General features: G+C 50.4%; 9 protein-coding genes. All 9 read right to left on the bottom strand.

Features of this window, described 5'->3' with window-relative positions; genetic code table 11:
* Nucleotides 1-618 carry a YIP1 family protein gene (locus AC1DLI_RS12385; protein ID WP_364145861.1) on the bottom strand — a complete coding sequence of 206 codons (618 nt, stop codon included), beginning with the start codon at nt 616-618 and terminating at the stop codon, nt 1-3.
* Nucleotides 602-2,101 carry a hypothetical protein gene (locus tag AC1DLI_RS12390; protein WP_477602943.1) on the bottom strand — a complete coding sequence of 500 codons (1,500 nt, stop codon included), beginning with the start codon at nt 2,099-2,101 and terminating at the stop codon, nt 602-604. Before AC1DLI_RS12390 ends, AC1DLI_RS12385 begins: the two co-directional genes overlap by 17 nt.
* 13 nt (nt 2,102-2,114) lie before the next feature.
* Nucleotides 2,115-2,975 (bottom strand): carbohydrate ABC transporter permease, encoded by an 861-nt coding sequence (locus tag AC1DLI_RS12395; RefSeq protein ID WP_364145858.1) that lies wholly within the window; start codon nt 2,973-2,975, stop codon nt 2,115-2,117.
* A 6-nt stretch (nt 2,976-2,981) separates the two neighbouring features.
* Nucleotides 2,982-3,944 carry a carbohydrate ABC transporter permease gene (locus tag AC1DLI_RS12400; protein ID WP_308996071.1) on the bottom strand — a complete coding sequence of 321 codons (963 nt, stop codon included), beginning with the start codon at nt 3,942-3,944 and terminating at the stop codon, nt 2,982-2,984.
* 2 nt (nt 3,945-3,946) lie between these two features.
* Nucleotides 3,947-6,946, bottom strand: a complete 3,000-nt coding sequence (locus tag AC1DLI_RS12405) for an extracellular solute-binding protein (RefSeq protein WP_477602945.1) — start codon at nt 6,944-6,946, stop codon at nt 3,947-3,949.
* 167 nt (nt 6,947-7,113) lie between these two features.
* A complete protein-coding gene (locus AC1DLI_RS12410; RefSeq protein WP_477602947.1) occupies nt 7,114-8,535 on the bottom strand; it encodes an ABC transporter substrate-binding protein in 1,422 nt (473 codons plus the stop codon).
* 646 nt (nt 8,536-9,181) lie between these two features.
* Entirely contained in the window at nt 9,182-10,129 is a 948-nt protein-coding gene (locus tag AC1DLI_RS12415; protein ID WP_477602949.1) for a hypothetical protein, read from the bottom strand.
* Between the two features lie 6 nt (nt 10,130-10,135).
* Nucleotides 10,136-12,349: a heavy metal translocating P-type ATPase gene (locus AC1DLI_RS12420; RefSeq protein ID WP_477602951.1), complete on the bottom strand. Its 2,214-nt coding sequence runs from the start codon at nt 12,347-12,349 to the stop codon at nt 10,136-10,138.
* A gap of 110 nt (nt 12,350-12,459) precedes the next feature.
* Nucleotides 12,460-12,660 carry a copper ion binding protein gene (locus AC1DLI_RS12425; protein ID WP_477602953.1) on the bottom strand — a complete coding sequence of 67 codons (201 nt, stop codon included), beginning with the start codon at nt 12,658-12,660 and terminating at the stop codon, nt 12,460-12,462.
* Between the last annotated feature and the right edge of the window lie 8 nt (nt 12,661-12,668).

Consider the following 12,668-nt stretch of genomic DNA (forward strand, 5'->3'; position numbering starts at 1 on the left):
CTACCTTCGGAAGTTTATTTCTTTGAACATGTCTACTACAAAGTTAATGAGTTGATTGACTAAGCCGAACATGAGAATGCCGATAAACCAGATGATCAATATGCCTACGATGCTCAGCACCGTGATCCATATCATTTTCATCAGCTCAAAATCATGAACGATTCTGACCTTCAGCAGCAGCAGCCAGCATACCCAATAAACGGTGAAATTGATCAGGAACGAATAAATCGAGCTTTCATCCAGCGCCAAAATATTCGTAAGCAGCGTAATCGGGATAATGAAGATCGCATACGGCACCAGCGCAAACGCGCTGCCGACGAATACTTCCTTGAACTTCCCTTCTCCCTCAAGGATGGCGCTGACGCCCCAATTGGACACGGTCCAAGTTAACCAAGGCACAACGATCCAGATCAGCTCATGCACGAACGAAATCTCGTAGGTTTCCCTCGTCTCAAATGCGTAGCCCGTAATTAGAATCGCAATCATTCTCGCCAAATAAGCGAGTGCGACAATGAAGAGTGCTTGCCCCCACTTAATGCGGCCCGGCTCCTGAATGTCATGGTAGAAATCAATCGGGTGCACGAGCACCTGCCGCATCATTTTAAACGTTGCGATCATGGGGCACCCCTCCCTTCATGCCAACCGCTCTAGCAGTATTTCGAGCTGCTAAAATCGCAGCCATCTTTCTCCACAGGAAAGGAATGACATAGCGCAAAGTGATGATCAGCACAATGATGGCTAAGCAGATCCATGCAAAATGCTCTCTAATATATTCCTTCCGGTATTCCTTGAACGCGACCGAATAATCGAAGCGCGATCTTGCCAGCTCAAAGTAAGTCATGGCATCCTTATAGTTTTCTGCTTTATAGAGCGATTTGCCGATAGCCAGATAGGCGAGATCGAAGTTTGCATTCAAGTGCAGTACCTCGTTCCACATTCCCTCGGCTTCCTTATAACGTCCGTCAACGAACAGCCGCGATGCATCATGCACGAGATCAGCAAAGGGAGTCGTACGAAACAGATCGATACGGTTACGTCCTTTGTCTACTACATACACCGTGCCGTCCGCCGACTGCGCAAGGCTCGACGGCGTAATGAACAAGCCGTTCTGATCCCCAAGCCCGCCGAACACGAACAAAAAATTGCCCAGCTTATCGTATTGATACACCTTGCTGGATTGCAGATCGAGCGCCGTAATCACGCCGTCCTTATCGACAGCCAGATCAAGAAACGAAGGAACCTCAAACGGACCTGCATCGAAACGTCCGCCGTACCTTTTTGGAACGACATTGAGCGTATCGACGCCGACAGGCGACAGCCGCTTCAATTGATTCATTTCCGTTCCGAGCGTGGACGTATAAATAAAGCCTTCCGCATCCTGTACCGCATTGGAGAACTCGAGCGGCTTCACCACCGACAGCTTTGCCTTCTGCTCATCCGTTGCGACAAGCTTCACGAACAAACGGCTCCAGCTAAAGCCGACGTGGTTCGCACCGTAAAAGCCCTTAAATTGGCCGTTTGGATCAATTTGAATGAGTCCTTGCGTATTTCCGTCACTAACGACAAACATATAATTACGCTTATCGACGAGCAGCTTCGACGGAGAATAGGAGAAGGTAGCTCCTAGCAGCGGGCTTTCCGGCTTTCCGTACTGCTTTACGAATTTGCCGTTTTGATCAAAAATCGCGATTCGCTGGTTTTTGGTATCGGCAACATAAACACTGCCATCCTGCTTCACATAAACGCCCTTCGGCTCGTTCAGCATGCCGTCCCCTTCGGTGTCGCCGATGATTTTCAGCACCTCGTGATTCGCATCCAAATGCACGACGCGGCTGTTACCGGTGTCAACGACATAAATCGTTCCGTCACCCGCCAGGAAAACATCCTCGGGTGCGTTAAATGGTCCCGACGACAAGTTAAAACCGTCTATCGAGCTCTCGTACATGTAACCGTTAATCGAGTGAACGTCTTCGCCCAACTTATTCCTCGTATAGCCCTCGTAAGGCGAGGCGGCGAACGTTTGAACCGGTAGAGCTGTAACTAACATCAGTAAAGCGATAGCCGTACTGACAACGCATCGGAATATCGTAACCTGCTTCATCCCGGCTGTCCTCCTACTCTTTCAGACCTGAATGCGCCATCGTTTGCAGCACCAAGCGCTGCGTTACGATAAAGACGATAATCGTCGGCACAATCATCAGTAAACTTGCAGCCGCCAATGTGCCGACACGCGCGACCACACCGTATCCGCCGCTTAATGTCTGGATCGCAAGCGGCAAGGATTTCATATCCTGATCGGTCGTATATACCATCGCCGGATATGGATCATTCCAGGCGGATATAAAGCTGAATAAAGCAAACGTAGCAATGGCCGGCTTCAACATCGGCATTACGACAACCCAGAATACCTTCCACTCAGATGCGCCGTCCATGCGAGCCGCCTCAAGCAGCGCATCCGGAATTTGGCGCAAAAACTGCGTCATCAAAAACATCCCGATCGGAGCGGCCAAATACGGCAATATCATCGCCCAATACGTATTGATCAGGCCGATTTTGCTGATAAGCAAGTATTGCGGAATTTGAACGACCATCGGCGAGAACATGATCGCGAGTACGACCATGTTAAAAATCGCGCTGCGGAACGGCATGTTATGCTTCGCGAGCGGGTAAGCCGCCATCGCCGATACGATTATGCCGAAGCCAACGATGCAGGAGCTGATCAGCAAGCTGTTAAATATAAACCGTGAAAACGGAACGCTCGTCGTTCCCGTTATGAGCAATAGATCGCGAAAATTGATTAACGTCGGGTTATTCACGAAAAACCGCGGCGGGAACAGGAACAGCTCACTTGTTGGTTTAAAGGCGGTAGATACCATGTAAACGAGCGGTGCAAGCATCAAAAGACCGAACAACGTTAGAAATAGATAGAGGAGAAAGCCGCCCCAGTCCTTCCTGCCTTTTACTGCGCCAGTCATATCGGTTCAGTCCTTTCCTAGCCATTTGAATATGAGACGGTTCAGTCCGATCATCATGACGAACAGCACGACCGCAATGGCCGCAGCGTAGCCCATCTCAAACTTAATAAAGGCGTAATCGAATAAATGCGTCAAAATCGTATGGCCCGCGTACAGCGGACTCGGCAAGCCGACAAGCTGGACGCTGACATCGAATACGGTCAGCGAGCTAACGACCTGAAGCACCGCGCCGAACAGCAGCTGCGGCTTAACCGACGGTACCGTAATATAAATGAGCTGCTGCCATCTATATTTGATACCGTCAATCTCTCCCGCCTCATACAAATCTTTTGGTACGTTTTGAAGGCCGGCAAGGAAAGCCAAGAAGCCTACGCCCATCGACATCCACAAGGAAACGATAATGATAACGGGAACGATCGAGTTAATGTTTTGCAAAAATAAATACGGCTCGTCGATGATGCCCAGCTTCGATGCAAAATAGTTGAGCAGGCCCTTGCGGTCGCCCGCAAACAGATAGAGCCATACGACCGACATCGCCGTTGCGCTCGTTATCGACGGCGTGTAGTAACAAAGCGTATAGAAAAAGCGGTATTTTTGCGGAATTTGGCTGATGAGCCAAGCCAGCAGAAACGCCATGACATAGCCGACCGGCCCTGTAATGAACGCGAATTTCAATGTAATGCCAATCGCTTTGAGAAAGATATCGTCATCGACGAACAAAAGCCTGTAATTGGAGAGGCCGATAAATCTCGGCGCCTCCAAGATGTTGTAATACGTAAAGCTTAGAACGACCGATGTGACGACCGGAACGATCGTAAACAGCGTGAACAGAATGAGAAATGGAGCGAGAAACAGGTACGAGACCTTGTTTCTCTTCATTTCCTGCCACAGCAAGGACATTTTGCCCGGTTTGCGGAGGCGCTCCGCTTTTGGAGTGTCCACGATTACTGCCGCCGGCTCTGTGTTCATTTTCACGGACTATCGCCTCCTTTTGAAGCTGCCTGTTCGGCGGATTCATCGTTTAAGCCAAATTCCTCGCGCTTCTTGCGCAATTCCTTATCGATTTCCTTAACGCCTTCCTCCACCGCTTCACGCGGTATTTTGCCGTTTAATACAATTTGATTCCATATATTCGCGATATGTCTCGTCGTGTAATAACCGCCGATAACGACTTCGCGCTCCTTGAACCATTCCCACTGCTCCAGAATGGCCTCGATATCGGAGGACTGCCAAGGCATACGCTGCAGCGCTTCGATATTGGCCGTATTCCATCTCGCCTCTACGCCAAGCAGCGCTTCCAGCTCAGAGCCGAATCTTTCCTGCGTATCCGCGCTCGTCCACCATTTCAGGAATTCCCATGATTGTTCCTTCATGTCCGTGTCTTTGAAGATCATGCCCGTTTGCGCTAGGCCTCCGGTGGAACGGTTAATCTGTCCGTCCTCCTGCTGAATGCCCGGCATCGGCTTCATCCCCCACCAGCCCGTTAACTCCGGCGCTGCCGTCGACAGCAGTACATAGGTTGAGTAATCCGCTACCCCGATCGGCATTTCGCCGGAACGGAAGCGGTTATAGAAGTCGGCTTGCTTCGATATTTTAAAGTTCGTGAACAGCCCCGTCCACAGCTTAAACGCCTCCATCGCCTCCGGCGAATCAAGGTTTGAGAATTTACCGCCTTCACGGTAGAACTCGCTGTTCTGCTGGAATAGGAATGGCGCGAATTCATTGATTGCAAGCGCCGGATTATTCGGCGCATGCGGGTAGAAGAAGTCCATCCCGTTCTGCTGCAAAATAGGGATAAGATCCATCACTTCCTGCCAGGTGTCCGGAATTTCTTCCTCCTTTATGCCCAGCTGCTGCATAATATCCTTGCGATAGAACAGCATGTTGAAGTTTTGATTCTCCGGCAGGGCATAGCTGCCGCCGTCATATTTGTAAGGAATGAGCGCGCCTGGCCTGAAGCGTGCGGCTACCTCATCGTAATCTTCGTACTCCTCCAAGTTGACCAGCCCGTTCCGGACGGCGTAATCGATCGGAATTTCGCCCTCTACGCCAAGCGCAACATCCGGTGCCAGACCGGCCGTGCTCGCAAGCAGAAGCACTTGCATTTGCTGCGCCGGAATCACGTTAACGTTTACTTTAATGCCCGTCTCCGTCGTGAAATCCTCGTCAATCATCTGTTTGATGATATCGACCCAATCACGGCCTCTGGCTACCCATACGTCGAGCACCTGCTCGTCTTCATAAACATTGCCGATACCGCCGTAATTTTTCGTAAAGGAGCTCGTAAAGTCGTACAGCATTGTCCCCGTTCTAGCCACCCATCCGGCAGCAGGCTTCGGCCAAGCCGTATCAGGCGACTTGATAATCAGATAGTCAAGCAGCAGGCTTTGCTTGCTCAGCCCATTCACCCATGTGCCAAGGGATGCCTGCAAATCGTTAAACTGCGGCATCCTTCCCGGAATGGTAGTGGTCTCCTCCGCCATGCTGAGAAGAACATCGCGCACCTCATAAAGCGTGCTGACCTCCGAGCTGCCTTCATCTACGCCAAGCGCGTACAGCCCTTTGATCGTTTCATCGATGCTTTTTGCCATGAGCTGCAGGCGCGGCACAAGGTTCGTAATATTTTGCTCCAAGCGCCAGTCGCCGTTCGGATCCGGATTCGTCCCGGTTACTTGAATGACCTCGCGTCCCAAAAGAGACATTTTGCGTGTCGTATCCGTAACCGTCTCCAGCATCTGTCCGAGCGCACCCACCTGAACCTCCATGCGAATCGTATGCTTGCCCTTCTCCAGATAATAGAGATAAGGCTCTTTGCTTTCGCTATTGCCGCCAAATTTTGAAATTTGGAATTCAGACTTGTAAGGAAAAGAAATTTCATTCATTTCTTTAAAAGGCAGCTTGCCATCGATGGTTACCGTTCGCTGTGTCGGCATGCCATTCAGAAACCATTGCCCGTAACGGGCGCCAATCTCATACAAGCCGCTCTCCGGTACCTCGACCTCCCACTCTGCCCATTGTCCGCCCGTCCGCCAGCTCGCTCCGCCAAACGTGTTAAGTACAATCGAATCCTTCTTGAACGGCTCCGTTGCCGGCTCGCGGTCCTCGATTCGTTTAAGCGTTGGATCAGACTTCAAAGTTGAAAGCTCCGCTTGCACCTTGATGAGCTGTCCGGCGGTCTTCTTGTAGCCCTTCTGCTCATAGGTGCTTGCCACCTCTGCATAGGTCGGCACTTGTACCGGCGAGTAAATATCAATCTCCCCGATTGCCGCAGGCTCGCGTACCGCTTGTATGCGGAGCGTATGCTTGCCCTTCGTCAAATAAAAACGGAACGGCTCATACGTTTTTCCTTCCGAATCGCGGAATTCCCGGTACTGCCAGCCTGCTGTTTCTTCCCTCCGCGGATTGAATTCATTGTTTTGATTATCGAACCAGGGCTCGCCTGCTTCCTTCCACATCCTCTGGAATTCCAGCTTTTTGGCCTGGTAAAAAGGATATTTTCCGTCAATCTGCACGCTGCGAACAACCGATGAGCGCTTGCCCTCCATAGCGTAGTAGCTCATTCCCATTTGATAGTAGCCGTCCTGCGGCACCTCAAAGGCATAATCCGCCCAGCTATCTTCATCGATTAGCGCTAATGCTTGGCCGGCTTGACCGCCAAGCCCCGTTTCGATTCTCGTCCCCGATTCGCTGATCGCCAAATAATCCGCAGAAGACAGCTTCACGCTGAAATCCTTCGTATCCGCTGCGCCCTGCTCATTCCAGCTGTCCGCATATTTATTAAAAGACGGCTCCAGCTTGCTGCTGGCGTCTTCACCTTCCAAAATTGAAGATTCATCGATTCCCGCATCCAGCGCAATTCCAGCCATTGCATCATCGTTGTAGCCCCTTGAATTATTCCACCACAAAAAGAAGCAGACTAATGCGGCAATGACAACCAATGTTACCTTATACTTACTTAGCCAACGAATCACCAAGGAGCACCCCCTTGCCATACTAGCGTAAACGGCTGCCGTCATTCTCAGGCGGTTCAGCTCTCGTTTCGCGATGAAAGTTATATTTGCGGTCGAGCAGAAATGCCGAATCATCCCCCGCTCGGAAGGATGATTCGGACCTGCAAAAGCATGGATTACTGCAAGAGCTATTGTGCCAGCTCTTTCATCAATTTTTCTTTTTCAGCCTTCAGCTTGTTCTCAATGTTTTCTTGCGTTTGCTGAATCGCTGTTTTGGAATCGATGTTTTTATCAAGCGCAGCGAGCACGCCTTCTACCCATAGCGGCCATGCCAAGCCGTCAAGACGAGTGTAGCGTCTTACCGGAATCAAGCTGGCAAGCTCATTGTAGAACTTATAGTCCTCTTGGTCCCCGAGATATGGATTCGTGTGATTGATGTACCATTCTTGGCTAGTAATATGCTTGTAATCCGGTTGAACGGATTGCTCGATCCAAAGCTTCCATGCTGCTTCGGAAGTCGTAATGAATTCCACGAATGCCCATGCCGCGTCTTTGTTTCCGCTTTGCGAAGGAATAACGAATGTCGATCCGCCCATGCCTACGTTCAGGCCGAAAGGCATCGTTGTTGCTCTCCATTTGCCCTTTTGATCCGGGAAGTTGATTTCCAGGTCACGCGCGCCGAATGTTCCCGCTACGTACATTGGGGATTCACCCTTTTTCACGCGCTGCTTACCTTTGTCGCTGTAGATCCCGTCGTGAGGAGCAATTTTCAATTGGTTAACCTGCTTCGAAATATCAAGGAATTTCACGAATTCATCTGTATTCCGTACCCAGTTCATTTCGCTGTCATAGTAACCCACCGAGTCGCCCAGCCAGTGAACCGGTGAATCGCGCCATTCCATCGAGTACTTGCCGTTTGCTTTCAAGGTTTGGGCAAGAGTGAAGAAATTGTCCGGGTCTTGAATGTACTCGCCAAGCTCGGCTGGGTCGGAAGGCAGGCCCAGCTCTTCGAAAATGTCTRCGCGGTAGTAAGTTACAGCCGGTGTAACATCCCACGGCATACCGAGCAATTTGCTGCCATCGATGGATGACCAGCGGTTCCAGTTGTACTCGGACACCAGGCTTTGGTATTTGCCGGCGTCATATTGCGGTTGAAGCAAATCCTCTAGCACGTTTCCTGTGCTGTAACGCGTAAATTGGCCTTGCTCGACAAGCGCCACATCCGGCGCGCCTTTACCTGCTGCCAAAGTCGTTTGCAGCTTATCATGCAAATCTCCAAACGGCACAAAAATCGTTTTCAACTTAATGTTGGGATAAACTTCGTTAAATGCCTTTTGAAGCGCTGCATCCTTTTCTTTATTGTCGAGGAACGTCCAGAACGTTACTTCTCCGGAGATAGACGGATCAACGGTCGATTGGGCAACCGCATCCCCGGATTCCGCATTTTCTGCTGCCGGCTCATTCGTCGCCGCTTCGTTAGTGCTTCCTGCATTCGCAGGTGTATTTTCCGTGCCGTTGTTGACCGTGTTCGTCCCTGCACCGCTGGAGCAGGCCGTTATAAGCATGATAAGTGCCAACATAAAAATGAAAGTGCTTGCAATCTTTTTCATCTAAAATCCTCCTTCATTTTTTAGAAATAAAGCGTTTACATTTCATCCCTTAAACGATATAGTCATTAGTACCTGACTCGTTTATGGTGTGTGGTTGAATACCTGAGATTAACTAATTTATTAATCATTATTCAAAGCATTGCTTGAAGCAAAAATGGTTCTTATGCCTGTCATGCTGTCATGACTCCCCTTAGTAACCAGCCGTTTCAATCGCGATTGGGTCATGCAGTACCTTATCGGCAGTACTTCCCATTTGCGATAAAGATAAGCAGTGTCTGGTTTTTCGCCCCCACCTGCTTAATAAATCATTAATTTATTAACCGTAAAGCGCGGTATCGGATTAGAGAACCAAAAATCCCGCATGCTGAATCGGCTCACGCTCACCTCCAAAAGAAATAGCAATTATATTAATCGATTAACAACTTTGTTACACGATTAGTTTAACACGTATTCCCATCTTTTCAAGCCCCAAAAATGCATTTTTCAATATTTTTAGTAAGCGTTTTCTATTTTTGGCCCCTCATACCATCCACAATCCGCGTAACCATTGGGTTTTCCAAATCTACGCTTCACCCAAAAAACACAAAAAAAATCACCTGTTTCCAGGTGATTAGCATTTATATAAAGGTTTTCGGCCTTTTCTTTATTATTCAGCCTCTATCGTAAACGGAATAATAAATGTTTCCCCGTCACGTTGGAATTGGCCCCATATTTTGTATAAACCCGGCTCCGGGAAAGATGTTGAGAATTCGGCGGTTGGTCCGCTCCCATTCTCATCCTTAGGATGAACATGCAGGTAGCGGCTCAAATCCTTGTTCAAAATAACGACATGCCCAATCGCGCCTAAGTAAGGCTGCAAATCGGTAATCGGGTCCTTTGAGATCTCATCGCTAAACGTGAAGGTCAAATCCGCCTCTTGTCCCGCTTTGAATGAGGAGACCTTTAATTCGGCCATAACGCCGTCAACGGTTTTGATTAACTGCGCATCCTTCTTCAGCGTCTCTGCGGGTTCCTTCGTCCCAGCAACCTTCAGGGTTGATGCAACCGTCATCTGCGCGGAACCTGTAGGAATAAAATCCGCAAACAGCTTGTACGTTCCGCTCTTGGCGAAAGAAGCCGCAGCCTCGAATTTACCCTTGCCCGCATATTCAGGGTGAATATGCATGAACTCGGTCATATCCTCGCTTACAATGATAAGATGCATCAGCTTCTCGTGATTGACATCGTATTTCTCAATAGGCTTGCCTGCGCTGTCATAAAGAAATAGCTCAATATTCGTCTCTTCTCCAGGCTCCGGTTTCTCCGGTGAAAAACGCCATTCCAGCGACACATCCGCAGCCGTCATATCCGAGGCCTCACCATCATTGCCGTGACCGCTATGGTTATCAGCCGCGCTGTCGCCGCTTGCATTTGCATTCTCATTAGCAGTATGCCCGCTATGCTCGTTTGCCGCCGCTTGGTTGTCCGAAGCATGCTGTGCATGCTCGTCCTTGGACGCGCTGCCGCAGCCGGCAGCGAGCAAGCTTAGCACGATGACGGCCGCAGCCGTCGTACGCTTTCGATATTTCATTTTTCCCGATTCTACCTTCTTCATATTGTATTATCGCATCCTTTGCAGCCTGAGCGCGTTCAACACTACGGATACCGAGCTTAAAGCCATAGCCGCCCCCGCCAGCCATGGAGCAAGAAAACCGGCAGCAGCGATCGGTATGCCAATGACATTGTATGCCAGCGCCCAGAATAAATTTTGTTTGATATTTGCCATGGTAACTTTACTCATGCGTATGGCATCCGCGATGCTGTTCAAATCACCGCGCATCAGCGTGATATCCGCAGCCTCAATCGCCACGTCGGTCCCTCCGCCAATCGCCATCCCGATATCGGCCGCGACGAGCGCAGGCGCATCGTTCATGCCGTCGCCGACCATCGCGACTTTACGTCCCTCTGCCTGAAGCTCCTGAACAGCCTTTGCCTTTTGCTCCGGCAATACCTCGGCAAGAACTCGTTCAATGCCGACATCCCTAGCTATTGCCCGTGCCGTTCGCTCGTTATCTCCGGTCAGCATAATGACCTCGAGTCCCATCGCCTTCAAGCGGGCAACAGCAGCAGCCGACGTTTCCTTTACCGTATCCGCTACCGCAACCATGCCCGCATATTGCCCGTTTACCGCGATAAGCATGACCGTTTTGCCTTCCGATTCCAGTTCCTGCTGCTCCGCTTCTATCGACAGGATACTCACGCCGTGTTTCTCCATCAGCCGCCGGGTCCCTACCAGCAATTGTTGCCCGTTAACCTCTGCCTCAATCCCAAAACCAGGAACCGCTTCAAACCGCTCCGCCTCCGGCATCTCTATCGAGCGAGCCCTGATCCCCGTGACGAGCGCTTCTGCAACGGGATGCTCCGAATTTTTTTCGGCAGCTCCGACCCAGCTAAGCAGCTTTTCTTCCTCAACGCCTGCAGCAGCTCTTACATCGGTTAATTCCGGCTTTCCTTTCGTCACCGTACCTGTCTTATCCAGTACCACCGTATCAATATGATGCGTGCTCTCCAAATGCTCTCCGCCCTTGAATAAAACGCCGAGCTCCGCCGCTCTTCCCGATCCGGCCATAATGGAGGTCGGAGTCGCTAGGCCAAGCGCGCAAGGGCAAGCAATAACGAGTACCGCAATCGCCTTCTCCAGCGCATTTCCAAGCTCGCCAGGCTCAAGGATGAAGTACCAAACCACAAATGCAGCAGCCGCCAAAAGAGTCACGATAGGCACGAATATGCCTGAAATCCGGTCGGCAACCCGTTGGATAGGTGCCTTAGAGCCCTGCGCTTCCTCCACGACTCTAATAATCTGCGCAAGCGCCGTCTCCTTGCCGACCTTTGTGGCTTGCATTCGCAGCGCGCCGTTTTTGTTGATCGTCGCCCCAATTACTTCATCGCCTTGCCGTTTCTCGACAGGCATGCTCTCACCGGTCAGCATCGATTCGTCGACCGTAGACGTACCATCCAGCACGAAGCCGTCAACGGGGATTTTCTCGCCAGGCTTCACCAGCAGTACATCGCCGGCTATAACGTCATGTGTGGCAATCCGCTGCTCTACTCCTTCTCGAATCACGAGAGCCGTAGCGGCTTGCAATCCCATAAGCGTCTTAATCGCTTCGGACGATCTGCCTTTCGCCAAAGCTTCAAGGAGCTTGCCGAGCACGATCAAGGTAATGAGCACCGCGCTTGTTTCGTAATAAAGCTCCGCCTCATGAGCGCCATGCCCAGACGGATTTAACGTCTGGAGCGTCTCGTATAAGCTGTAGAAGAACGCTGCCGATGTTCCGAGAGCGACAAGCACATCCATATTGGCACTGCCGTTTCGAAGCGCTTTGTAAGCACCTACGTAAAACGGCCAGCCGATAATGAACTGAACCGGCGCAGCCAGCCCCAGCTGAAACCAAGCATTCATAAACAGCATCGGCACCGGCAGGAAGCTGGTGAATGCGAAATGTCCCGCCATCGCCCACAGCAGCGGCAAGGAAAGCACAACCGCAGCAGTAAGCCGCAGCTGCTGCCTTCTAATTTCTTGCTTCTTGTAATCACTTGCGCTCTTGTTTGTATCTTCCGTTTGCTTAATCGTTCCGTAACCCAAGTCGATAATTTTTTGCTCCAGCTTAGCGTCATCCATCACGAGCGGATCATAACGAACAGACGCCCGCTCCAGCGCCAAATTCACATTAGCTTCGACACCCTCCATCCGATTGAGACCCTTCTCAATCCGATTGGCGCAGGCCGCGCAGGTCATCCCTGTGATTTGAATGGTCGTTTGCGCTTTTTCCATGCATGCTCACCTACCGGTACTATACCCTCATGGGGTATATAATTTTGTAAAAAAAGAGAGGCTTAGCTCAGCCTCTGCTTACTTCTTCTTCGTTAAGCTTTGCCAAAACCTTAAACAACATCGTAGCCTTGATCCTCGATGGCTGCTTTGACGGCTTCTAGCGTTACTTTGCTTTCGTCAAACTCGACCGATACCTTCTTACCCGCCAAATCAACCTTACCTACAGCACCCGTATTGCCGACTGCTTTCTCAACTGCACTTACGCAGTGCCCGCAAGTCATACCCTCTACTTTCAATACTGCATTTGCCATTTTATTAT

Source organism: Paenibacillus sp. 01T443, from assembly GCF_056398325.1.

Bases quoted from the DNA above. Each gene is read 5' to 3' on its own strand.
- AC1DLI_RS12385 (WP_364145861.1), bottom strand. From the start codon at position 618: ATGATCGCAACGTTTAAAATGATGCGGCAGGTGCTCGTGCACCCGATT.
- AC1DLI_RS12390 (WP_477602943.1), bottom strand. From the start codon at position 2,101: ATGAAGCAGGTTACGATATTCCGATGCGTTGTCAGTACGGCTATCGCT.
- AC1DLI_RS12395 (WP_364145858.1), bottom strand. From the start codon at position 2,975: ATGACTGGCGCAGTAAAAGGCAGGAAGGACTGGGGCGGCTTTCTCCTC.
- AC1DLI_RS12400 (WP_308996071.1), bottom strand. From the start codon at position 3,944: ATGAACACAGAGCCGGCGGCAGTAATCGTGGACACTCCAAAAGCGGAG.
- AC1DLI_RS12415 (WP_477602949.1), bottom strand. From the start codon at position 10,129: ATGAAGAAGGTAGAATCGGGAAAAATGAAATATCGAAAGCGTACGACG.
- AC1DLI_RS12420 (WP_477602951.1), bottom strand. From the start codon at position 12,349: ATGGAAAAAGCGCAAACGACCATTCAAATCACAGGGATGACCTGCGCG.
- AC1DLI_RS12425 (WP_477602953.1), bottom strand. From the start codon at position 12,660: ATGGCAAATGCAGTATTGAAAGTAGAGGGTATGACTTGCGGGCACTGC.